The 20,963-nt window shown below is 69.0% G+C and carries 23 protein-coding genes and 1 tRNA gene; 15 read left to right on the forward strand and 9 right to left on the reverse strand.

The features are described 5' to 3' along the window. Positions 1 to 1,167 carry a DUF262 domain-containing protein gene (locus tag Ae717Ps2_RS28990; protein WP_075332855.1) on the forward strand — a complete coding sequence of 389 codons (1,167 nt, stop codon included), beginning with the start codon at positions 1 to 3 and terminating at the stop codon, positions 1,165 to 1,167. Beyond that, a complete protein-coding gene (locus Ae717Ps2_RS36500) occupies positions 1,164 to 1,862 on the forward strand; it encodes an MAE_28990/MAE_18760 family HEPN-like nuclease (RefSeq protein ID WP_143510269.1) in 699 nt (232 codons plus the stop codon). The genes Ae717Ps2_RS28990 and Ae717Ps2_RS36500 overlap by 4 nt, the downstream gene beginning before the upstream one ends. 105 nt (positions 1,863 to 1,967) lie before the next feature. Here Ae717Ps2_RS36500 and Ae717Ps2_RS38555 read toward each other — a convergent pair whose 3' ends face one another. The 3 genes from Ae717Ps2_RS38555 to Ae717Ps2_RS29005 all read right to left on the reverse strand — a co-directional run bounded on the left by Ae717Ps2_RS38555 (position 1,968) and on the right by Ae717Ps2_RS29005 (position 5,177). After that, positions 1,968 to 2,135 carry a hypothetical protein gene (locus tag Ae717Ps2_RS38555; protein ID WP_170917006.1) on the reverse strand — a complete coding sequence of 56 codons (168 nt, stop codon included), beginning with the start codon at positions 2,133 to 2,135 and terminating at the stop codon, positions 1,968 to 1,970. After that, positions 2,132 to 3,331 (reverse strand): IS701 family transposase, encoded by a 1,200-nt coding sequence (locus Ae717Ps2_RS29000; protein ID WP_075311481.1) that lies wholly within the window; start codon positions 3,329 to 3,331, stop codon positions 2,132 to 2,134. Before Ae717Ps2_RS29000 ends, Ae717Ps2_RS38555 begins: the two co-directional genes overlap by 4 nt. A gap of 64 nt (positions 3,332 to 3,395) precedes the next feature. Beyond that, positions 3,396 to 5,177 (reverse strand): IS481 family transposase, encoded by a 1,782-nt coding sequence (locus tag Ae717Ps2_RS29005; protein WP_217695641.1) that lies wholly within the window; start codon positions 5,175 to 5,177, stop codon positions 3,396 to 3,398. 249 nt (positions 5,178 to 5,426) lie between these two features. On the opposite strand from Ae717Ps2_RS29005, the gene Ae717Ps2_RS29010 reads away from it, so the two are divergent. Together Ae717Ps2_RS29010 and Ae717Ps2_RS38560 are read left to right on the forward strand one after the other, a co-directional pair. Beyond that, positions 5,427 to 6,626, forward strand: a complete 1,200-nt coding sequence (locus Ae717Ps2_RS29010; RefSeq protein ID WP_075332982.1) for an IS701 family transposase — start codon at positions 5,427 to 5,429, stop codon at positions 6,624 to 6,626. Then, positions 6,623 to 6,790: a hypothetical protein gene (locus Ae717Ps2_RS38560; protein WP_170917006.1), complete on the forward strand. Its 168-nt coding sequence runs from the start codon at positions 6,623 to 6,625 to the stop codon at positions 6,788 to 6,790. The genes Ae717Ps2_RS29010 and Ae717Ps2_RS38560 overlap by 4 nt, the downstream gene beginning before the upstream one ends. Positions 6,791 to 6,954: 164 nt before the next feature. On the opposite strand, the gene Ae717Ps2_RS29015 is transcribed toward Ae717Ps2_RS38560, so the two are convergent. The 3 genes from Ae717Ps2_RS29015 to Ae717Ps2_RS29025 are packed head-to-tail and all read right to left on the reverse strand — an operon-like array spanning position 6,955 to position 9,331. Further along, complete coding sequence (locus Ae717Ps2_RS29015; RefSeq protein WP_083702227.1) at positions 6,955 to 7,881, reverse strand: phosphotransferase; 927 nt, start codon at positions 7,879 to 7,881, stop codon at positions 6,955 to 6,957. Beyond that, on the reverse strand, positions 7,773 to 8,465 hold the full coding sequence (locus Ae717Ps2_RS29020; RefSeq protein WP_083702228.1) for an HAD family hydrolase: 693 nt from the start codon (positions 8,463 to 8,465) through the stop codon (positions 7,773 to 7,775). The genes Ae717Ps2_RS29015 and Ae717Ps2_RS29020 overlap by 109 nt, the downstream gene beginning before the upstream one ends. Then, positions 8,462 to 9,331 (reverse strand): winged helix-turn-helix domain-containing protein, encoded by an 870-nt coding sequence (locus Ae717Ps2_RS29025; protein WP_075332857.1) that lies wholly within the window; start codon positions 9,329 to 9,331, stop codon positions 8,462 to 8,464. The genes Ae717Ps2_RS29020 and Ae717Ps2_RS29025 overlap by 4 nt, the downstream gene beginning before the upstream one ends. Before the next feature lie 128 nt (positions 9,332 to 9,459). Between Ae717Ps2_RS29025 and Ae717Ps2_RS29030 the strand changes: the two genes are divergently transcribed. From Ae717Ps2_RS29030 to xerC, 10 genes are all read left to right on the forward strand, one after another. Further along, positions 9,460 to 9,861 carry a hypothetical protein gene (locus Ae717Ps2_RS29030; RefSeq protein ID WP_075332858.1) on the forward strand — a complete coding sequence of 134 codons (402 nt, stop codon included), beginning with the start codon at positions 9,460 to 9,462 and terminating at the stop codon, positions 9,859 to 9,861. 320 nt (positions 9,862 to 10,181) lie between these two features. Further along, positions 10,182 to 10,370, forward strand: coding sequence for a hypothetical protein (locus Ae717Ps2_RS29035; RefSeq protein ID WP_075332859.1), 189 nt, complete (start codon positions 10,182 to 10,184; stop codon positions 10,368 to 10,370). Between the two features lie 3 nt (positions 10,371 to 10,373). Continuing rightward, positions 10,374 to 10,712 (forward strand): hypothetical protein, encoded by a 339-nt coding sequence (locus tag Ae717Ps2_RS29040; RefSeq protein ID WP_075332860.1) that lies wholly within the window; start codon positions 10,374 to 10,376, stop codon positions 10,710 to 10,712. Continuing rightward, positions 10,700 to 10,900: a hypothetical protein gene (locus Ae717Ps2_RS29045; protein WP_233147389.1), complete on the forward strand. Its 201-nt coding sequence runs from the start codon at positions 10,700 to 10,702 to the stop codon at positions 10,898 to 10,900. The genes Ae717Ps2_RS29040 and Ae717Ps2_RS29045 overlap by 13 nt, the downstream gene beginning before the upstream one ends. 241 nt (positions 10,901 to 11,141) lie before the next feature. Beyond that, complete coding sequence (locus Ae717Ps2_RS29050; RefSeq protein ID WP_233147390.1) at positions 11,142 to 12,449, forward strand: FtsK/SpoIIIE domain-containing protein; 1,308 nt, start codon at positions 11,142 to 11,144, stop codon at positions 12,447 to 12,449. Next, positions 12,449 to 12,664 (forward strand): hypothetical protein, encoded by a 216-nt coding sequence (locus Ae717Ps2_RS29055; RefSeq protein WP_075332862.1) that lies wholly within the window; start codon positions 12,449 to 12,451, stop codon positions 12,662 to 12,664. Before Ae717Ps2_RS29050 ends, Ae717Ps2_RS29055 begins: the two co-directional genes overlap by 1 nt. Next, positions 12,661 to 13,326, forward strand: coding sequence for a hypothetical protein (locus Ae717Ps2_RS29060; RefSeq protein WP_233147391.1), 666 nt, complete (start codon positions 12,661 to 12,663; stop codon positions 13,324 to 13,326). The genes Ae717Ps2_RS29055 and Ae717Ps2_RS29060 overlap by 4 nt, the downstream gene beginning before the upstream one ends. A 115-nt stretch (positions 13,327 to 13,441) precedes the next feature. Beyond that, positions 13,442 to 14,773, forward strand: a complete 1,332-nt coding sequence (locus tag Ae717Ps2_RS29065; RefSeq protein WP_075332864.1) for a replication initiator — start codon at positions 13,442 to 13,444, stop codon at positions 14,771 to 14,773. Then, the gene (locus tag Ae717Ps2_RS29070) at positions 14,770 to 14,988 is read left to right on the forward strand and encodes a helix-turn-helix domain-containing protein (protein WP_233147392.1); all 219 of its coding nucleotides are present in this window, start codon (positions 14,770 to 14,772) and stop codon (positions 14,986 to 14,988) included. The genes Ae717Ps2_RS29065 and Ae717Ps2_RS29070 overlap by 4 nt, the downstream gene beginning before the upstream one ends. Next, a complete protein-coding gene (xerC, locus tag Ae717Ps2_RS29075; RefSeq protein WP_075332865.1) occupies positions 14,972 to 16,135 on the forward strand; it encodes a tyrosine recombinase XerC in 1,164 nt (387 codons plus the stop codon). Before Ae717Ps2_RS29070 ends, xerC begins: the two co-directional genes overlap by 17 nt. A gap of 91 nt (positions 16,136 to 16,226) precedes the next feature. Here xerC and Ae717Ps2_RS29080 read toward each other — a convergent pair. After that, positions 16,227 to 16,300 (reverse strand) — tRNA-Pro (locus Ae717Ps2_RS29080). Between the two features lie 37 nt (positions 16,301 to 16,337). After that, on the reverse strand, positions 16,338 to 17,288 hold the full coding sequence (locus Ae717Ps2_RS29085; protein ID WP_020627794.1) for a metallophosphoesterase: 951 nt from the start codon (positions 17,286 to 17,288) through the stop codon (positions 16,338 to 16,340). 38 nt (positions 17,289 to 17,326) lie between these two features. Here Ae717Ps2_RS29085 and Ae717Ps2_RS29090 point away from each other — a divergent pair, with 38 nt between their 5' ends. Next, positions 17,327 to 17,800, forward strand: a complete 474-nt coding sequence (locus Ae717Ps2_RS29090) for a GatB/YqeY domain-containing protein (protein WP_020627793.1) — start codon at positions 17,327 to 17,329, stop codon at positions 17,798 to 17,800. A gap of 61 nt (positions 17,801 to 17,861) precedes the next feature. Here the strand turns inward: Ae717Ps2_RS29090 and topA are convergent, their stop codons facing one another. Beyond that, positions 17,862 to 20,675: a type I DNA topoisomerase gene (gene topA, locus Ae717Ps2_RS29095; RefSeq protein WP_233147711.1), complete on the reverse strand. Its 2,814-nt coding sequence runs from the start codon at positions 20,673 to 20,675 to the stop codon at positions 17,862 to 17,864. Positions 20,676 to 20,963: the final 288 nt, after the last annotated feature.

Consider the following 20,963-nt stretch of genomic DNA (forward strand, 5'->3'; position numbering starts at 1 on the left):
ATGCCCGGGAGAAGGCGGAAGACTAAGGTGGAGCCAGTTGCTTCCGAAGTACTCATAGAGTCTATCGATACCAAGATCACCGAGGTTCGAACTAGGACGCTCGACTTCTCCTTCAATGAGCTCGTCGACATGTATAAAGACGAAGAGCTTATCATTGATCCTGAGTTCCAGCGGCTATTCCGATGGACCACGGGGAACCAGTCCCGGTTCATCGAATCTCTTCTTCTGGAGCTCCCCGTTCCGCCAATATACCTAATTGAACGCGACGATAGGGTCTACGAGCTCATCGACGGCCTACAGCGTATATCCTCGTATCTGAACTTTCGCGGAGAGTTGGTTGTTGATGGCGAGAAGAATGAGCCACTAGAGCTCGATGACTGTGACATTGTGCCAGAACTCAACGGGTACAAGTATGCAGCTCTCCCGAGGGCGCTTGAGATTAAGCTGAAGAGAAGTTACATTCGTGCTGAGATTCTTCGCAAGGAAAGCGATCCTCGTCTCCGCTACTACATGTTTAAGCGTCTGAACACGGGAGGTGAAGAGCTTTCAGAGCAAGAAATCCGGAACGCCACGATTAGGCTTCTGTCCAATGACTTCAACAAGTTCATCGGTGAGTTGAGCCTTAACGAAGACTTCCTCTACTGCGTAGATCCAGTTCCAGATACCGCACGTAAGCGCAAGTACCTCGAAGAGTTAATCTTACGCTTCTTCGCATTCAGGAACAACTTGCCAGCGTTTCGACACGACGTCGCTGACTTTCTGACCGAGTACATGGAAGCAGTCTCGGATCCTCAGGACTCTACACATCCGTTCGACTATGAGGGCGAGCGACAGGCGTTTGAACAGACCTTCAAGCTTCTTCGTGCGGCAAGCGAGGTGAACGAAGGATCGTTCAAACTATTCGGCTCGGTTGTTCCAGCCACAGGAGTTTCGAAGAATCAGTTCTCAGTTTACCATTTTGATGCTCTAAGTCTTGGACTGCAGGACCTGCTGACGACCGTCGACGCTTCTGATAAGCCCCTCATCGAACGAATCTCTGCAGTCATAGCCACCGGCAAGGTCGACCCTGAATTCCTGAAGAATACTGGGCCAGGCAAGAATGATCCCGCCCCGTTGCGTGCTCGAGTTAAGTACTTCAAGGAGAAGTTCGAGGCGGTCGTGAGTTGAAACTTCTCGACTTAAGAGCCGAGCTTGAGAACGATCTTTCTTGGCGCCTTGATGAGCTCCGCCATTTGCGGAACTTGTTGCTTCCGACGGCAGACCAGGAGAGCTGGCCAGTCTCGTCTATGCGAACTCTGCTGGTGATGCAGTACGCTCACCTAGAAGGCTACGTGCGCAATTCGGCCAACATATACGTCGCGTTCATTAACAGCATTCAGGCCGCAGCTTCAGATGTTCGAGCTGAGCTAGTCGCTGCGGCGCTCCTGCAGGAGTTTGAAGCGGTGCGTAAGGGCGGCGGCGTCGAAGCTCAGGAAGATGGCGACGAGAATGGGGTACTTCTGAAGCGAGCAAAATCGCAAGTTGCTTTCGTAAACAAGATTCGGATGATTCTGGAGAATCCCGTAGAGATTGACTCCGGCTCGGCGGTCTCTTTGGATATGAATCTTAGTGCTGACGTCCTGCGGCGCCAGCTGTTCGTTCTTGGCATCCCCTCTGAAAGAGTTGAGCGAGCTCAGTTCAGCGCGCTCGAGTTCGTTCGGCGGACTCGCCACGATATCGCGCACGGAAACCGAAAGGAGAGGATCTCCACCGGGGAGTTTCAGGCACACACCAGTCAGAGTGAGCGCTTCATGTCCGACCTTGCTCGGTTGATCACGAGCGCGGCCCGCGATGGTTGGTATCGCAGTGGGGATGGCGCTTGAGCTCCTGTCTCTCGCCGCGATCAGTCGCTACAACAGTGCGCGCCTGGACCGGCCGGAGGCCGCAGCCTGGCGCGCTTGGCGCCGTAGTACTGCAACGGCAGTTGATCAGCTCGGGGGTCGTTCGCCGCGTCGGCGGTAGTGGCAGTCGCGGGCCTGTTGTTGGCGTTCACGGCGCCAGGTCGACCAGTGCATGACGTGGTCGATGCAGGTGAGCGGGGTGAAGGCGAGCGCGGCGAGGAGACGGCGGATCTCGTTGCCCGACAGCTGAATCAATGCGCGCCGGCTGGCTGAGGATCCCCCTTTTCGGCCTCGCGTGCGTGTTCGGCGGCGCGGGTGACGGCGAGGTAGGCCGCGGTGAGCATGGCCAGGGTGATGTGGGCGTGCCAGGCTCGGTAGGAGCGGACTTGGTAGTGGTCGAGGCCGGCCTCGTTCTTCGCGGTCTGGAAGCATTCCTCAATCGCCCACCGCGCCCCGGCGACTCGAACGAGGTCGCGCAGCGGCGTGTTCGCCGGGGCGGCGCAGCGGTAGAACGCCAGCTCACGGATGGTCTTGCCCTCTGCGGGCTCGGTCTGGCGGCGCACCAGCAGCCAGTGCCCCCAACCCGCCGGGAGGCCGTCGATGGCCAGCGCAACCGCGGTCCAGTCATAGACCCGCATCCCGTGCGCGCCCGGCCCGATCGCGCGGCGCTCCCACCCGTCGTGCCCGGTGTCGAGATCACGCGCCCCGGCGATCGTGGCCAGGGCCTTGGCCGGGCGACGATTCCCGTCCGGGCTGGTGAGCATGTCGTCATTGCGGGTGGCCAACACGAACGGGATCTCCCGCTCGGTGAGCCAGTCGCGAAAGCCCGGGTTCTGCCCGTAGACCTCGTCCGCGGTCACCCACGACCCGGACGTGAGTGCCCCAGCGGCGTACGTGCGGGCCAGCATCGCCGTCCCCAGCTGCGGTTTCGTGGCGAACTCGACGTCATCGGGGACATCCGCGCGCTCGCAGCGTTCGCGGTCCTCGGTCCACGAGGTCGGCAGGTAGAGCTCCCGGTCGATCAACGCCCGCCCCCGCTTCGAGGCGTAGGCCAGGAACACACCGAGCTGACAGTTGTCGATCTTCCCGCTGGTGCCGGTGTACTGGCGCTGCACCCCGGCCGAACGCAGGCCCTTCTTGATGAACCCGGTCTCGTCCACGATGAACACCCCCGACGCGGTGTCGGTGAGATGTTGCAGGACGTAGCCGCGCAGGTCGTCGCGGACCCCGTCGACGTCCCAGTCCGCGGTGCGCAGCAGCCGCTGCATCCCGTCCGGCGACATCGCCCCGGCGTGTTCGGCGAGGGTCCAGCCGTTCTTCCGCTCGAGCCCCGCGAGCAGGCCTCGCAGGTAGGTTCCGACCCGCCGGCGCGGCTCGACCCTGCGGAAACGGCCAGAGATCAGCTCCACCACCGCATCCAACGAGGCCACCCACCCGGCAAGATCAACCACGCGGTGATCATCACCGCCGAACGGCCGTCAGCCTCTCACCACACGCCGAACTGCCGTTGCAGTACTAGGAAACTGTGCGGTCTGTCTGGGCCTTGAGATTACGGATCGCGCCGGTGCTGGTGCGGGTGACGGTGCGGTGGGCGCCGTCGGCGAGGTCGACGGTGATGGTGTGTTCGGCGACGTGGGCGGTGACCAGGGTCCGGGCCTGATCACGTCCGAGCGCGATGAGTTGGCGGGCGATCATGATGGTGCCGGTGGTCGAGACCCGGCGGGTGACAGTCACCGGTTCGACCGACGGGCGTGGTGGTGGTCCGGCGGGGCGGGCGCCGCGCAGGTGGCGGGCCTGGTCGTAGGTCAGCGGGTTCGGCCTGGTCCGGAGAAGTTCACGGGTTTCGGGGTCGAAGATCAGCAGGACGTGGTCCTCGATGCGGATGGTGACCCGGCGGCCGCCGAGGATCTCCGCGGCGAGGTTCCAGCGTCCACCGAAGCTGATCAGGCCCTGGGCGGAGACGGTGCGGTCGACCTCGATCGCGGTCCCGTCGGGCTCGACCGGTGGTAGCGGTGGCGGGCCGGCGGGCCGGCCTCCGGTCGCGGCGAGGGTGGCGAGCTGGTCCTCGGTGTAGGGGGAACGGACGGTCTTGATCCGGGCCCCGCCGGCGGTGAGGTGGATGACCTGGGTGTCGGCCCAGAACGTGACGGTGACCCCGGCCCGGAGCGGACCGAGCCAGAACTGTTTGCCGAGAACGGCGAGGTTTCCCGAGGCGGGGACGACCCGTTCGAACTCCACCGGTCCGCCCCGATAGACCTCGATCTCGGTGCTCGGCTCGTCGTCCGGGGCCGGGGCGGGGTGCTCGGAATGTGGGGTCGGGGCGGGCGCGGTGGTGAGTCGGGCGGGCAGCCGCAGCGGGAGCAGGTCCTCGTCGCCGCGCTGGTGCTGGCTGGGAGCGAAGCGGTCGACCGGGCAGGCCATGTCGATGGCCTGGTGCGGGCGGGTGCAGTTGTAGGTGGTGATCCAGGAGTCCAACGCCGCCTGCGCCGCGGTCAGGGTGTCGAAGGGATCGGTGTGGTCGAGCAGCTCCCGGCGCAGGGTCTGGTGGAACCGCTCGACCTTCCCGGTCGTGGTCGGGGTCGCGGGCTGGGTGAGGCGGTGGGTGATGGCGTTGTCACGGCAGATCCGGTCGAACAGGACCTCGCCGCCGCGGCCGAAGCGGGCGGTGAACTGTTTGCCGTTGTCGGTCAGGACCTCGTCGGGGATGCCGTAGCGGCGCAGCGCGTCGGCGAAGGCCAGACAGACCGCGCGGCCGGTGGCCCGGACCATGACGGTGGCGATGACGGCGAAGCGGGAATGGTCATCGACCCCGGTCACAATCTTGGCCTCGGTCACGGTGCCGTCGGGCTGGCGGAGGTGGATGCCGCCGACGATGTCGAGCTGCCACAGCTGCATCGGGGCGGGGCGTTCCCAGCGGCGATAGTCCGAGCGGCGTCTGCGTCGGCGGCGGGGTTCGACCAGGCCGTTGCGGTGCAGGATCCTCGCCACCGTGCTGCGCGAGGGGGCCTGGGCGCCGAAGCGGGGGCCGAGTTCATGGGCGATGCGTCGGGGCCCCCAGCGGGGGTTGCCGCGGCGCATCTCGCAGACCGCGACCTCCACCTGCTCGGATGCCTGGTGAGGGCAGGAGTCCGGGCGGTGTGAGCGCGAGGCGAGGCCGGCCAGGCCTTCGGCGCGGTAGCGGGTGATCCAGGTGTGCAGGGTCTGTCGGGAGACGCCGAACTGAGCCGCGACCTGGTAGCGCGGTTCGCCTTGCTCGACGGCCAGCACGGCGCGGTAGCGCTGCTCGACCACGGTCATGTCCACCAGGGCCAATCCCGGCCTCCCACCACCCGCTGACCAGCACGGACAGCGGACAGGAAAGCCGATCAGGCCCGAACGTCAAGCATCAGGTGAGACCGGAACGTCAAGCATCAGCCGGGACACGACAGCGCCGCCAGCGCTCGCCGTGTCTAGACCTTCCATTCGGTATCAAGGGCGCCTACTACTGCAACGGCAGTTCGGCGTGTGGTGAGAGGCTGACGGCCGTTCGGCGGTGATGATCACCGCGTGGTTGATCTTGCCGGGTGGGTGGCCTCGTTGGATGCGGTGGTGGAGCTGATCTCTGGCCGTTTCCGCAGGGTCGAGCCGCGCCGGCGGGTCGGAACCTACCTGCGAGGCCTGCTCGCGGGGCTCGAGCGGAAGAACGGCTGGACCCTCGCCGAACACGCCGGGGCGATGTCGCCGGACGGGATGCAGCGGCTGCTGCGCACCGCGGACTGGGACGTCGACGGGGTCCGCGACGACCTGCGCGGCTACGTCCTGCAACATCTCACCGACACCGCGTCGGGGGTGTTCATCGTGGACGAGACCGGGTTCATCAAGAAGGGCCTGTGTTCGGCCGGGGTGCAGCGCCAGTACACCGGCACCAGCGGGAAGATCGACAACTGTCAGCTCGGTGTGTTCCTGGCCTACGCCTCGAAGCGGGGGCGGGCGTTGATCGACCGGGAGCTCTACCTGCCGACCTCGTGGACCGAGGACCGCGAACGCTGCGAGCGCGCGGATGTCCCCGATGACGTCGAGTTCGCCACGAAACCGCAGCTGGGGACGGCGATGCTGGCCCGCACGTACGCCGCTGGGGCACTCACGTCCGGGTCGTGGGTGACCGCGGACGAGGTCTACGGGCAGAACCCGGGCTTTCGCGACTGGCTCACCGAGCGGGAGATCCCGTTCGTGTTGGCCACCCGCAATGACGACATGCTCACCAGCCCGGACGGGAATCGTCGCCCGGCCAAGGCCCTGGCCACGATCGCCGGGGCGCGTGATCTCGACACCGGGCACGACGGGTGGGAGCGCCGCGCGATCGGGCCGGGCGCGCACGGGATGCGGGTCTATGACTGGACCGCGGTTGCGCTGGCCATCGACGGCCTCCCGGCGGGTTGGGGGCACTGGCTGCTGGTGCGCCGCCAGACCGAGCCCGCAGAGGGCAAGACCATCCGTGAGCTGGCGTTCTACCGCTGCGCCGCCCCGGCGAACACGCCGCTGCGCGACCTCGTTCGAGTCGCCGGGGCGCGGTGGGCGATTGAGGAATGCTTCCAGACCGCGAAGAACGAGGCCGGCCTCGACCACTACCAAGTCCGCTCCTACCGAGCCTGGCACGCCCACATCACCCTGGCCATGCTCACCGCGGCCTACCTCGCCGTCACCCGCGCCGCCGAACACGCACGCGAGGCCGAAAAGGGGGATCCTCAGCCAGCCGGCGCGCATTGATTCAGCTGTCGGGCAACGAGATCCGCCGTCTCCTCGCCGCGCTCGCCTTCACCCCGCTCACCTGCATCGACCACGTCATGCACTGGTCGACCTGGCGCCGTGAACGCCAACAACAGGCCCGCGACTGCCACTACCGCCGACGCGGCGAACGACCCCCGAGCTGATCAACTGCCGTTGCAGTACTAGCCCGAACGTCAACCATCACCCGGGACAGGAACGTCAAGCATCAGGTGAGACCCGACAGAGCGCTGATGCCTGTGTCGTGTCCCGGCTGATGCTTGACGTTCCGGTCTCACCTGATGCTTGACGTTCGGGCCTGCTGGCGTAGTTAGACGGTGGCGGCGTCGGCGACGGTGACCCAGGCGTCCGCTCGGTCGGGGTCGGTGCCGCTGGAGAGGGCGATGCTGCGGGCCAGGGCTCGGGCGGTGTCGAGGTGGTCGTCGCTGAGCTTGAGCGCGAGGACAGCGATGTCGTAGGTGGCTTCGCCGTTCCTCCCTCGGGGGTCGATGAACCACAGTCGTCCGCGCCCGTGGAGGACGTTGGGCGGCGAGAGGTCGGCGTGGCACAGCCCAGTCGGTACGTCGGCGGCAAGCTCGTCGAGAACCACGCTGGCGGCCTCGCGGACCGTGGCGGGTTCAGGGCCGCGGTGTGGTGGCTGGTCGTCGGCCGGTGGGTCGGTGAGCCGCGCTCGGAGCCAGGGCACGATGCTCGGCACCGAGGGCACGCCGTCCTCGTCGGCAAGTGTGTACAGCATCGCGGCTGTATCCGCGAGGTCCCGCGGCCTCGCTTCCTGCTCGGCGAGCGATGCGCCGGGCTCGACCGCGTCCATGGCGGTCCACGTGCTCGTGGGCGTGTTCCGCAGGAGACGGACCGCTGGCGCCAGACCAGCCCGTGAGAACTGGTCCAGTACTGCGGCCTGGTGGACGGCATCGGGGTCTGGGCTCGATCGCAGGATCAATCGAGTGCCGGTGCTGGTCGTGGCTTCGACGACGTGGGCCGACCTGGCAGAGAACGTCCGGCCGGTCAGGGTGACCGAGAGAGCTGCGCAGACCTCGGCCAGCTCGACGGGAAGCGCCTGGATCCAGGCGGGTGCGCGGTCAGGCCATCGCGCGTGCGCGGCGCGGGCGACGTCGGGTTGGAGCGGTGTCACGGGCGTAGTGCGGTGGCGAGGGTGTGCATGTCGTCGACGACGACCATGGCGTCCGCGTCGGCCAGGCCCTCGGCGCGTTCGGGCTGCTTGGCGTAGCCGATGCACGGCACCCCGGCTGCAGTCCCGGCGAGGACGTCGGTGATCGAGTCTCCGACGAACACCGCGTCGCTCGGTGCCGCTCGGCTGATGTCCAGGGCTGCGTGCAGTAGGTGGGGGTGGGGCTTCATCTGCTCGGGGTGCCCGAAGGGGCGGCCGATGATCTGCGCGACGTGTTCGGTGAGGTCGTGGCGGGCCAGGTAGGTGCGGATGGCTCGTTCAGAGTTGTTGCTGACGGCCAGGACGGTGTGTCCGGTGGCCACGGCGGTGCGGATGAGCTCGTGAGCTCCGGGGGTCGGTTCGGCGATGGTCGCGGCGCGGGTCTCGTGCTCGATGACGTGGGCCTCGACGTCGCGGCCGGACTCGGGCGAGTGCCGGTAGGCGGCTCGGAGCAGGACCAGCGGGTCATCGGTGCGGACCTCGGTGAGATCGATGCCGTGCACGGTGGCGAACTGGCGGACAGCGGCGGCGACCTCGGGTGCGGGGTGGCCGGCGAACAGGTGCGCGACGGGCCCGTCGAAGTCCAGGAGCAGGACCCGGGCGCCGCGGAGCAAGTCGGCGAGCTGGGTGCGGGTTCCGGCCAGGAGGATCACTGCGGGTAGTCCCGGGTGATGGTGGTCCACACGGAGTCGAACCAGGTGCGGGCCTGGGTGACGTACTGGGGGCCATTGCTGGTGTCGGCGTCGTCGCCGGTGGAGAAGTGGAACAGGGTGGCGTCCTTGCCCATCGGGTCGAAGATCGGCACGGGGGCCTTGTCGATGGTGACGGTGTGTTCGAGGACGGGGTAGAAGCCGAAGAACGCTTCCTCGTCGTTGATCAGGTAGAGCTTGAACAGCGGGGACGCGCTGTGCGCCCGGACCTCCGCGGTCGCGGACTTGACCAACCCGAGGTCGGCAAGCTCCCCGACGCCGTCGGTGATGCTGTCCACGGCACGACGGGTGATCCGGTCGGCGCGCTTGCGGACGGCGGGGTCGTCGGCGGCGGTGTCGGCACGGCACGGGAGCGCGAGGGGGACGCCGGGGTCGGACAGCATGATCCGCACGGCGATCGACTCCGGGCTCAGGCGTCCGGCGCGGACCTTGTCCAGGACCTCGGACAGGGTGTTGGCCAGGGTCTCCCCGGAGAACCCGGCGAAGTCGATGCGCACGTGCGGGCGCTCGAACGCGGCTTCGATGTGCGGGCGCAGCCCCACCGGTAGCTCGGTCTGGGCGCGGACGAACACCCCGCTCCCCTGGCGGCTGATGAGCAGCCGCTCGGCGTAGAGGGGGCGCAGGGCTGCCTTGACTGTCTCGCGGGCGACGCCGTAGCGCTCGGCCAGGTCAGGTTGCGACGGCAGCTTCTCTCCGGCCTTGAGCTTGCCGAGCTTGATCGCGGCGCGGATCTGGTTGGAGATCTGCTGCGACGGGGTGCGCGGATCCTCCGGGTCCAGGTGCGCGAGGAACTCGGCTGGCGTGCTCATGACCCCACGGTATCGGTCGGCTGGCTAGCCCGGCTAGCCAGCTTCCTTATTGGCGCTTGACATGGCTAGCCAAGCCGGTCACGCTGAGATGGCTAGCCAAGCTGGTCAGGCGAACGAAGGAGAGAGCGATGAGGGATCTTCCGGTGGTGCTCGACGGCTACAAGCTCACGGTGGTGGAGCCGCCTGCGCCCAAGACCCGTCAGGACGCGAACGGTGCGGAGGTGCCGGTGACGGATCGGGATGGGGTGACGCAGTTCGTGGTGTCGCTGTTCGCGAAGTTGCAGGTGGCGGCGGGGCAGCGGGCTCCGAAGGGTGAGGAGATCAAGGTGACGCTGACGACGGATCCGGGTGAGGGGTTCGGGGAGGACGCGCGGGTGCAGTTGATCGATCCGAAGATCAACCCGTACTCGATCGAGTCCGCGGATGGTCGGACGGTGTCGGGGATCGCGTTCAAGGCGATGGGGCTCAAGCATGCCCACCCGGCTCCTGCGCCGATGCGGCGGGGCAAGGACGACGAGAACCAGTCCTGACCGACCTCTGCGTGTCGGTGTCGCCCGGGTGATGTGCGGGCTGGCCGCGTGATGTAGCGGCCCATCTGTTCGCCGGAATGGTGTTCCGGCAATTCCCAGTAATTCCGAGACGGGGACACCTGTGTCCTCGATCAGGGGTGATCTGCGGTGGTGTGTAGCGAATGCAGCGGTAGCGGGGCGTGCGATGTGTGCGACGGCTACGGCGACTCGATAACAGGTGTCGAGTGTGGGGCGTGTGGTGGTTCCGGAGTTTGCCCGGACTGCTTCGGAGACGGCGAGACCACGAGCCGAGTGGCCGTGGTCGGGATGGAGATGACGGCATGAACACCAACACGAGTGTCCGTCCGCGGGTGACGACTGGTGTCGGTCGGCTGGTGCGGCGGTTGGAGATCGAGCGGCGCCGCTGGGCCCGCACCGAGCACCCCGTCGTCGCGACGGAGCAGGCGTGGCGGGCGGGTGTCGCCGAGGGCCTGCGCCTGGCCCAGCTCGCGATCCGCAAGGGGGTCTGAGCGGTGGCGATCAACCTCGGAGCCCGGGACCGGGTCAAGACGTTGCCGAAGGTCAACCGGCGCGCGCTGCGCAAATACGGGGAGTTCTGGCGGGCATTGCAGCTCGTCGGGGACGCCCTTGCAGAGGCGGACAAGGTCGCCGCGAAGGCCACCGACACCAAGTCCAAGCGGTCCGGCAAAGGGTTGTCGGCCAAGGCCGGTGCTCAGGGAGAGCACTGGTCGACCGCGTCACCGGAGGAGATCCGGGCCTCGGCCAAGACCGCACACGCCTCCCTACGGGTCATGGCCGCCTCAGCCAAGAAGTGGGAGGCCGAGTTGGTCTCCCGCGAATGGAGGAAGTGATGTCGAAAGCTGTCGACCGCACCGTCGAAGAACTCGACGCTGCGATGCGCGAACTCAAGCGCAGCCTGCACGGGATTCCGTATCGGACGGGCGGGTTCAAGAACACCCACGACAACCTCGCCCGCGACGTCGCCCACCTCACCGTGCACCTCGATTCGGCGCGTGGGGCCTTGCGCGAACAGAAGTAACCCATCTCTGGGTGGTGGGGTCGCCCGCTGCACTGATTCTTGGCGGAAACACACAGCGGGCGCCCCTGCTACCCGACACAAACTCTCGTGAGGACTGGTAGCAGTGAACAAGCGTAGTAGCTCTGCGACACGTATGAACGGCCCGTCTCGGACCCATGTGGGTCGGGCGTCTCGGCCTCCGGGTCGGGAGTTCCAGGCGCTGGCCTGGACGGCTCGGCATCCTGGGTTCGTCGCCGTCCCTTTGATCGTCCTGGGGCTGGCGCTGATGCTCGGCCCGGTCATCACGGTGGTCTTCCTGACCGTCTTGGTCGTCTCTGTGGCGGTCTGGGGCCGTGCCCACCCGGCCACCTTCGACCGCTTCGCCGCCCCCGCTCTACGGGCCACCTGGCGGCGGTGGACGGTCTACCGCGGCCGTCGCTGGGCGCAGCTCATGTCCGACTGCGGACTCACGAAGGAGCACCGCCACACGGGCGACCTGCTCGTCCCCCGGGTGCTGCGGGTGCGGTCGTCGTCGCGATCGATCGACACCGTCTACGTCCGCATGGTCCGTGGCCAGGACGTCGCCTACTGGCAAGAGCGCTCCTCGATCCTCTGGGAAGCGCTCATCGCCCACCGGGTCGCGATCACCCGCCACCGGCCCGGCGTGGTCGCGATCGTGATCGAGTGGGAGTTGCCCTTCACCCGCACGATCCCGGCCCCGGACATCCCCGAGACCACCGAGGACGTGGACCTGGGCGCGGTGGAGATCGGGGACAACGAGCGCGGCGAACCCTTCACCGCCCCCGTCATCGGCGGACACCGCCTGGTCGCCGGCGCCTCCGGAGCGGGCAAGGGCTCCGTGCTCTGGTCGACCCTGCGCGGGGTCGGGCCGTGCATCCGCGACGGCATCGTCCGGGTCTGGATGGTCGACCTCAAGGGCGGCGTGGAGACCGAACAGGGCGCACCGCTGTTCCACCGCTACGCCACCACCATGCCCCAGGCCCTCGAACTGCTCACGGAGTTTCGGGATGCGATGCGGGACCGGCAGGACGACATGCGCGACCAGAACATCCGCGCCTGCACCCCCAGCGTCGGGACGCCGGTGGAGCTGCTGGTGATCGATGAGATGGCGATGCTCACCGCCTACGGCGACCGCACCTCCGTCCGTGACGCCCTCCGTTTGCTGGCGGAGGTGATGACGCAGGGGCGGGCGTCGCTGTTCGCGGTCCACGGCTACCTGCAGGAGCCGTCCAAGGACGTCGTGGACGTCCGCGAGCTGTTCACCCAGCGGATCTGCCTCGGCGTCACCGCCGCCTCCCACGTCGACATGGTCCTCGGCGAAGGGGCCCGGGAGCGGGGTGCGCTGGCCGATGAGATCCCCGGCGACGCCCGCCACGCCGGGATCGGCTTCGTCATCGACAAAGGCTCCCGCCTGCCGATCCGGTTCCGGGCCGCGTTCGTCTCCGACGACGACATCGCCGAGCTGGTCCAGCGCTGCACCCCGCCGCCGGACGCGGACGTGATCGACCTCCACGACGACAGCGACAACACAGGGCGGGGGGCCGCCTGATGGGCACCACCACCGCATGGGTCCTGCGCACCTGGGCCAAGTTCACCCTGCTCTTCGCCCTCATCGTGGCCGGGACCTGGCTCTACCTCGGGTCCGCCTCGGGCTGGTTCTGGGTCGTGACCGCTGGCGCGGTCGTGGCGGAGTGGTACATCATCCGCCAGCTCGCCCGGGAATGGTCCTGGGAGGCCCGCGCCACCTGGTGGTGGTCGGCATGACCACCAAGACGAGCACCGTGCAGGGCGCGCTGTTCGGGGACCCGGTCATCGTCGAGACCACCGACCACGGGCCCGCCGCGACGCAGGACCCCCGGGAGGTCGCCCGTGTGGTCGGGCTGGCCCAGGATCCGGGGCTGTTCGTGGTCGAGCGCTCGGGTCGGGTGCTGCGCGCCGATGCTGCCCGCCCCGGCTGCGCCGACGCACTGGCCCGGCATGACGGTGACACCGTCGCCCAGCTCCTCGACACCGGACACCTGCGCCTCGGCGGCACCCACCACATCCACCACGCGGGCTCCGAGGGCCCGGCCCGCTCGGTCCTGGTTCCGAAGGCGACCCGGGACATGGTGTCGCGCTGGGACCACCTCCGCCCCATCCCGGAACCCACCCGGGCACCGGAACCGCAGAAGGCGCCGCAGCGCTCCACCGGGTTGATCGGCGTCGACGTGGTCGAGCCGGGTAAGGCCCTGGTCTGCCTGGGCACGACCGGGCAGGGCGGAACGGTGCTGCGCGACGGCGGCCGCTACCGGGTCGAGAACGACCACGGCGCACTCGTCGGCCACGCGTCCAGCTACCGGGCCGCAGCCCGGCTCCTGGCCCGCTACCACGGCTTCACTCCGGGGCCGGTCGAGATCGAGCACGAGCACCGCCTCTACCGCCGGTGATCCGGCCCGGTCCCGCCGCGTGAGTCCAGCTCCCGGCGGGGCCGGCGCCACCCCAACCCACTCACTCGTCCCTCGGAGGGATGCCGTGATCACGGCTGCCACAACCACGCCCGACATGCACGAGCACGACCTGTCCCACCTGCTGCGCTCGGAGAACTTTCAGACCTGGCGACGCGAGGTCACAGCGATCGGCGGCTGCGCCGCACCGATCCACCTCACCGGCTCCTCGCGGATCTACGACCGCGCCACCGGCACCGTGTTGGCCGAGCGGGAAGGCGAGATCCTCGCCCCCTGCGGCAACCGGCGAGCGAGCGTGTGCCCGGCTTGCTCGGATCGCTACGCCTCCGACGCCTACCACCTGCTCCGCTCCGGAATGGCGGGCGGCAAGGGCGTGCCGGACACCGCGGCAGTCCACCCGCGGCTGTTCGTCACGCTGACCGCGCCCTCGTTCGGGCCGGTCCACACCCGCCGGGTCACCGCCCGCGGGCTCGTCGTCCCCTGCCGCTGCGGGACCAAGCACCACCGCGACGACCCCCGCGTCGGATGCGCCCTCGATCCTGAGTCGCACGACTACGTGGGCGCGGTGCTGTGGCAGGCGCACTCCGGGGTCCTGTGGAACCGGTTCGCCATCCGCCTCCGTCGCCTGCTCGCGCAGGTGCTCGGGGTCCGGGTCCGTGACTTCCGGGATCACGCCCGGCTGTCGTACGCCAAGGTCGCGGAGTACCAGCGCCGTGGGCTGGTCCACTTCCACGCTGTCGTGCGCCTCGACGGCCCGGAGGGGCCCTGGACCGCGCCACCGGCAGGGCTCACCGCCGACGCGCTGCACGCGGCGATCCGGGATGCCGCGCACGACGTGTCACTGACAGTGGACCGGCCCGACGGCACCCCGCAGGTGCTCGCGTGGGGCACCCAGGTCGACACCCGTCCGATCACGAGTACGACCGCGGTGGCGCTGGAGAACGACGACGGCGAGATCACCGACTCAGCGCTGGCCGCCTACGTCGCCAAGTACGCCACCAAGGGCACCGGCAAGTCCGAGGCCACCGACCGCCCTATCCGCGACATCGCCCACCTCGACCACCTCGACATCACCCCCCACCACCGGCGGCTCATCGAGACCGCGTGGGAGCTCGGCGGGCGCGAGGAGTACGAGGGGCTGAACCTGCGCCGGTGGGCGCACATGCTCGGGTTCCGCGGCCACTTCCTCACCAAGTCCCGCGCGTACTCCACGACCTTCGGGGCGATCCGTGGGGATCGGCGCACCTACCGCCTCGGGGAGACCTTGGCCGCTCTCGACACCCCGACCGAGCCCGGAGCGGTGCTGGTGGTCAACGACTGGCAGGTCGTGCACATCGGGCACCGGAACGACGCGGAACGAGAGATCGCGATCGGCATCGCCGAACGACGACGCGAGCAGCGGCGGACCGGCTCCGGGAGGACACCGTGAAGCTCGACGAGATCCCGCCGTGGCGCCTGTTCCGGGTGTCCGAGGCGATGGAGCTGCTCTCGATGAGCCGGTCGGTGATCTACGAACAGCTCCGCTCCGGGCGGCTGCGCTCGGTCCATCAGGGCCGCGCACGCCTGATCCCCGCCTCGGCGATCGCCGCGTACGTCCAACTGCTGACCGACGAGACAGGGAACCGCTATGAGCGCACGGCGTAGCCGCGGGGACGGAAGCCTGCACTGGCACGAGGCCCGGCAACGTTGGATCGCCTCGGTGACCATCGGCTACACCCCCGAGGGCAAGCGGATCGTGCGCTCGGGCAGCGGGAAGACCAAGACCGCCGCCAAGGCCAAGCTGCGCGAGATCGTCCGCGCCGTCGAGGACGGGCACGCCGTCGCCGAACACGGCTACACCGTCGAACATGCGGTCCGCGACTGGCTGACCTACGGCCTCACCGGCCGCGCCGAGAGCACGACCACCAAGTACGCCATCCTCGCCGACCAGCACGTCATCCCTGCGCTCGGCGCCCGCAAGCTGCGGGAGCTGTCTGCGGAGGACGTCGACCGCTGGCTCGCCGGCAAGTCTCGCGACCTGAGCACCCGTACTCTGCAGGACATCCGCTCGATCCTGCTCCGCTCGGTCAAGCGCGCCCAGGCCCGGGACAAGGTGCAGCGCAACGTCGTCCTGCTGTGCAGCACCCCGAGCGGTCGGACCGGACGCCCGTCCAAGGCTCTGACCTTCGCCCAGGCCCGCGCCCTGCTCTCCCGCGAGGTCACCACCACCTACGGCGCCTACGTCGTCCTCGGCCTGCTCACCGGAGCCCGCACCGAGGAGCTGCGCGCGCTCGTCTGGGGCGACGTCGACCTGATCGGCGATCCCGACGCCGACCCGCCGGTGCCGCCGCACATGAAGGTGTGGCGCTCGGTCCGCCGCGACGGCGACACCAAGACCCGCAAGTCCCGGCGGACGATCGCCCTGCCGAGCCGCTGCATCGAGGTCCTGCGCGCCCAACGCGCCCGCGTCGACCGCCACCGCACCCGGGCCGCCGTCCGCTGGCAGGAGCATGACCTCGTGTTCTCCTCCGAGACCGGCACCGGCCTCGACGCGGCCAACGTCCGCCGCGGGTTTCGCCGGGTCCTCACCGCCGCCGGACTCGAGGCCGCCGAGTGGACACCTCGGGAGCTGCGGCACAGCTTCGTGTCCCTGCTCTCCGACAGCGGCATGACCGTCGACCAGATCGCCCGGCTCGTCGGCCACGCGGGCGGCAGTTCGGTCACCGAACTCGTCTACCGCAAGCAGATCCGACCCGTGATCGACGACGGCGCCACCGCCATGAACGACCTGTTCCCCGAGGCACAACGGTAGTCAGGCAGTTGGACAAGCAGTCGTCTCCGCACACGACGAAGGCCCTGGTCAGACGTTCGCTGTAAAGCGTCTGACCAGGGCCTTCGCGTTGTCGGGGTGACAGGATTTGAACCTGCGACCTCTTCGTCCCGAACGAAGCGCGCTACCAAGCTGCGCCACACCCCGATGGACACTCGGGTCTCCCCGTGAGCCGTGGAGAACTCTACCCGATGCCCTCCGTGGCCTGCGCGGGGGTTCCCGTCCGCGCATCGGGGCCGGTCGTCCGCGGTACGAGGGTCAGCAGCGAGGCCTCCGGCGGGCACGCGAAGCGCACCGGCGCGTACGGCGAGGTGCCCAGCCCGGCCGACACGTGCAGCCGCATCCGGCTGCCCCAGCGGCTCGCCCCGCGGGCACGGCCCCGGTCGATCCCGCAGTTGGTGACGAGTGCGCCGTAGCCGGGCAGCCGCAGCTGGCCGCCGTGGGTGTGGCCGGCGAGGACGAGGTCGTAGCCGTCGGCGGCGAAGCCGTCGAGCACCCGCGGCTCGGGGGAGTGGGTCAGCCCGATGCGCAGGTCGGCGTCGGCGTCGTGGCCGGCGATGCGCGGGTAGCGGTCCAGGTTCAGGTGCGGGTCGTCGACGCCCGCGATCCGGACCGACCGGCCGTCGACCTCGAGCAGGTGCCGGGCGTGGGTGGCGTCGACCCAGCCGTGCTCGCGGAACGCGGCGCGCAGGTCGGTCCAGGGCAGGTCCGCCCCGTGCACCCGCCTGGTGTCCCCGCGACGCAGGTAGCGGGCCGGGTTCTTCCGGGTGGGGCCGTAGTAGTCGTTGCTGCCGAACACGAACGCGCCCGGCCGCTCCAACAGCCTCCCCAGTGCGGTCAGCACGCCCGGGACGGCGTCGGGGTGCGCCAGGTTGTCCCCGGTGTCGATCACCAGGTGCGGGTCGAGCTCGTCGAGCGCGGCGATCCACCGCATCTTGCTGCGCTGGCCCGGCATGAGGTGGAAGTCCGACAGGTGCAGGATCCGCAGCGGCCGCGCACCCTCGTCGAGGACGGGCAGCTCGACCCGGCGCAGCGTCCAGTGCCGTCGCTCGATCCCCGCCGCGTACCCGATTCCCGAGGCCCCGAGCAGGGCGGCTCCGGCGGCGGTGCGTGCGAGGGTCCCAGCGATACTCACGCGATCCAGCGTACGTCGCGGGACTATCGTGGCGACCCGTGAGCACCCTCAAGGAGCAGCTGCGGGCCGACCTGACCACCGCGATGAAGGCCAGGGACGAGCTGGTCCGGACGACCCTGCGATCCGTCCTGACCTCGATCGGCAACGCCGAGGTGGCCGGTGACACCGCCCGGGAGCTCTCCGACGACGAGGTCCGCGCGGTCATCACCAAGGAGACCAAGCGGCGTGCCGAGTCCGCCCAGGCCTTCGCCGACGGCGGCCGCCCCGAGTCCGCGGACCGTGAGCGCGCCGAGGGCGAGGTCCTCGCCCGGTACCTGCCGACCCAGCTCGACGACGACGAGGTGGCCGCCCTGGCGACCGCCGCCGTCGCCGAGGTGGAGGCCGAGACCGGGGAGCGGCCCGGCATGCGGCAGATGGGACAGGTCATGAAGAAGGCGAACGCCGCCGCGGCGGGCCGCGCCGAGGGCGGCCGTGTCGCCGCCGCGGTGAAGAAGGCCCTCGCCGCGGGCTGACCCGCCCCCGTCGACGACGGGCCCCGCACCGGATCGCTCCGGTGCGGGGCCCGTCCTCGACTCAGGTCGTGGGGGTCTTGCGGGTGCGCGTCCCGGTCGACTTCGTCGTGGTGCTCTTCGCCGCCGTGCTGCGCGTCGTGGTCTTCTTCGCCGCGGCCGTGCGGGTGCCGGTCTTTGCCGCAGGGCTCTTGGCCGTGGTGCTCTTCGACGCGGCCGGCTTGCGGGTCGTGGTCTTCTTCGCGGGGGCCTTCGCCCGCCGCTCGGCGAGCAGCTCGGACGCCCGCTCGTCGGTGATCTCCTCGACCGAGTCGCCCTTGCGCAGGCTGGCGTTCGTCTCGCCGTCGGTGACGTAGGGGCCGAACCGGCCGTCCTTGATCACCATCTTCTTGCCGGTCGAGGCGTCCTCACCCAGCTCGCGCAGCGGCGGTGCCGCGGCGGCACGGCCCCGCTGCTTGGGCTGGGAGTAGATCCCCAGGGCCTCCTCCAGGGTGACCGTGAAGAGCTGCTCCTCGTTCGACAGCGACCGCGAGTCCGTGCCCTTCTTCAGGTACGGGCCGTAGCGGCCGTTCTGCGCGGTGATCTCGTCACCGGAGTCCGGGTCCGTGCCGACGATCCGGGGCAGCGACAGCAGCCGCAGCGCGTCCTCGAGGGTGACGGTGTCGACCGACATCGACTTGAACAGCGAGCCGGTGCGCGGCTTGGGCTTGGCCGGCTTCTTCTTGGCGCCCTCGGGCACCTCCGGCTCGGGCAGGAGCTCGGTGACGTAGGGGCCGAAGCGGCCCTCCTTCGCCACGATCTCGTGGCCGGTGACCGGGTCGGTGCCCAGCTTGCGGCCCTCCTGCGGCACCGAGAACAGCTTCTCGGCGATCTCCTCGGTCAGCTCGTCGGGGGCCAGGTCGTCGGGCAGGTTGGCCCGCTGGGACTCGCCGTCGACGATCCGCTCCAGGTACGGGCCGTAGCGCCCGACCCGGACGACGACGTCGCGGCCCTCGGCGTCGGTGAACATCGGGATCGAGTTCACCGTGCGGGCGTCGATCTCCTCCAGGTTCGCGCCGACGAGCTTCTTCAGCCCGCCCGCCTTCGCGATCTCCGACCCGGTGTCCGCGCCCTCGTCGCCGAAGTAGAAGCCGGACAGCCAGTGCACGCGGGAGTCGTCCCCGGAGGCGATGGAGTCGAGGTCGTCCTCCATGGCGGCGGTGAAGTCGTAGTCGACGAGCTGGCCGAAGTGCTGCTCCATCAGCCCGACGACGGCGAACGCCACCCACGACGGGACGAGCGCGGAGCCCTTCTTCCAGACGTAGCCGCGGTCGAGGATGGTCTTGATCGTCGACGCGTACGTCGACGGCCGCCCGATCCCCATCTCCTCCATCGCCTTGACCAGCGCGGGCTCGGTGAAGCGCGACGGCGGGCTGGTCGAGTGCCCGTCGGGCACCAGCTCGGTGGCGGTCAGCGCCTGCCCCTCGGTCAGCTCCGGGAGCCGGGACTCGGCGTCGTCGGCCTGGCCGGTGGACTCGTCGTCCATGGTCTCGACGTAGGCCTTGAGGAAGCCGGGGAAGGTGATCGTGCGGCCGGAGGACGCGAACACGACCTTCTCGCCGGTCCCCGCGGTGCCCGCGATCCGGATGCTCACGGTGGTCCCGCGGGCGTCGTTCATCTGCGAGGCGATGGTCCGCTGCCAGATCATCTCGTAGAGACGGAAGTCGTCACCGTCGACCTCGCGGGCGATCGCACCGGGGGTCCGGAAGGTCTCGCCGGCAGGGCGGATGGCCTCGTGGGCCTCCTGGGCGTTCTTCACCTTGCGCGTGTACTGGCGCGGCGAGTCCGCGACGTAGGCGTCGCCGTAGAGCTCACGGGCCTGCGAGCGGGCGGCCTCGATGGCCGTCGCCGACAGCGTCGTCGAGTCCGTACGCATGTAGGTGATGTAGCCGTTCTCGTACAGGCGCTGCGCGCTGCGCATCGTGCGCTCGGAGGAGAACCGCAGCTTGCGGCCCGCCTCCTGCTGCAGCGTCGAGGTCATGAACGGCGGGTACGGCTTGCGCGTGTAGGGCTTGGACTCGACGGAGGCGACCTCCATCGGACGGTCCTGCAACCCGTCGGCGAGGCGGCGTGCCTGCGCCTCGTTCAGGGTGACGACCTCGGCGGAGCCCTTCTTCAGCTGCCCGAGCGAGTCGAAGTCGCGGCCGGTGGCGACGCGCTTGTCGTCGACCTGCACCAGCCGTGCGCCGAACGAGCGCGGGGTGGCCTTCTCCCCGGCGTCGAGGGTCGCGGCGATGTCCCAGTACTCCGCGGAGCGGAACGCGATGCGGTCACGCTCGCGCTGCACGATCAGCCGGGTCGCGACCGACTGGACGCGGCCCGCCGACAGCTTCGGCATGACCTTCTTCCACAGCACGGGGGAGACCTCGTAGCCGTAGAGACGGTCCAGGATGCGGCGGGTCTCCTGCGCGTCGACGAGGTGCTGGTCGAGCTCGCGGGTGTTCTCCGCGGCCGCCCGGATCGCCGACTCGGTGATCTCGTGGAAGACCATCCGCCGGACCGGGACCTTGGGCTGGAGGGTCTCGAGCAGGTGCCAGGCGATGGCCTCGCCTTCGCGGTCGGGGTCCGTCGCGAGCAGGAGCTCGTCGACGGTCTTCAGCGCCTCGCGCAGCTCCGAGACGGTGCTGCGCTTCTCCGGTGTGACGATGTAGAGCGGGCTGAACTGGTTGTCGACGTCGACGCCGAGCCGCGCCCAGGACTCGCCCTTGTACTTGGCGGGCACGTCCGCCGCACCGCGCGGCAGGTCACGGATGTGCCCGACGGAGGACTCGACGATGTAGTCGTTGCCCAGGTAGGGCTGGATCTTCTTCGCCTTGCTGGGGGACTCGACGATCACCAGGCGGCGCGTCGGGCGGCCGGATGCGTTCGCCGTCGAGGTCGGCTTGCGCGTGCTGCCCCCCGACGTGCGTGCCGAACCCGTCGTTCCCGTTGTCGCTGCTGCCACGTGGTCCTACCTCATCTCCTCGGCTGCGTCGCGGTCCCTGCGACGTCGTCGCCGTTATCCGACCCCGTACAGGTGCATCGTGCGGTCCCGGAGCGTGCCGGGACGGTTGCGCTGAGCGTCTTCTTCGGGGTCGACGATCGCACGATCTCACACCGTCGTCGCTCCGTGTCGTGGCTCGTGCCA

Source organism: Pseudonocardia sp. Ae717_Ps2 (genome assembly GCF_001932475.1).
Lineage (GTDB): Bacteria > Actinomycetota > Actinomycetes > Mycobacteriales > Pseudonocardiaceae > Pseudonocardia.

What these genes read in the sequence shown, in the direction of transcription:
- Ae717Ps2_RS28990 (WP_075332855.1), top strand. Translation starts at nt 1, where the DNA reads ATGCCCGGGAGAAGGCGGAAGACTAAGGTGGAGCCAGTTGCTTCCGAA.
- Ae717Ps2_RS29005 (WP_217695641.1), bottom strand. Translation starts at nt 5,177, where the DNA reads ATGACCGTGGTCGAGCAGCGCTACCGCGCCGTGCTGGCCGTCGAGCAA.
- Ae717Ps2_RS29025 (WP_075332857.1), bottom strand. Translation starts at nt 9,331, where the DNA reads ATGAGCACGCCAGCCGAGTTCCTCGCGCACCTGGACCCGGAGGATCCG.
- Ae717Ps2_RS29030 (WP_075332858.1), top strand. Translation starts at nt 9,460, where the DNA reads ATGAGGGATCTTCCGGTGGTGCTCGACGGCTACAAGCTCACGGTGGTG.
- Ae717Ps2_RS29035 (WP_075332859.1), top strand. Translation starts at nt 10,182, where the DNA reads ATGAACACCAACACGAGTGTCCGTCCGCGGGTGACGACTGGTGTCGGT.
- Ae717Ps2_RS29045 (WP_233147389.1), top strand. Translation starts at nt 10,700, where the DNA reads ATGGAGGAAGTGATGTCGAAAGCTGTCGACCGCACCGTCGAAGAACTC.
- Ae717Ps2_RS29055 (WP_075332862.1), top strand. Translation starts at nt 12,449, where the DNA reads ATGGGCACCACCACCGCATGGGTCCTGCGCACCTGGGCCAAGTTCACC.
- Ae717Ps2_RS29060 (WP_233147391.1), top strand. Translation starts at nt 12,661, where the DNA reads ATGACCACCAAGACGAGCACCGTGCAGGGCGCGCTGTTCGGGGACCCG.
- Ae717Ps2_RS29065 (WP_075332864.1), top strand. Translation starts at nt 13,442, where the DNA reads ATGCACGAGCACGACCTGTCCCACCTGCTGCGCTCGGAGAACTTTCAG.
- xerC (WP_075332865.1), top strand. Translation starts at nt 14,972, where the DNA reads ATGAGCGCACGGCGTAGCCGCGGGGACGGAAGCCTGCACTGGCACGAG.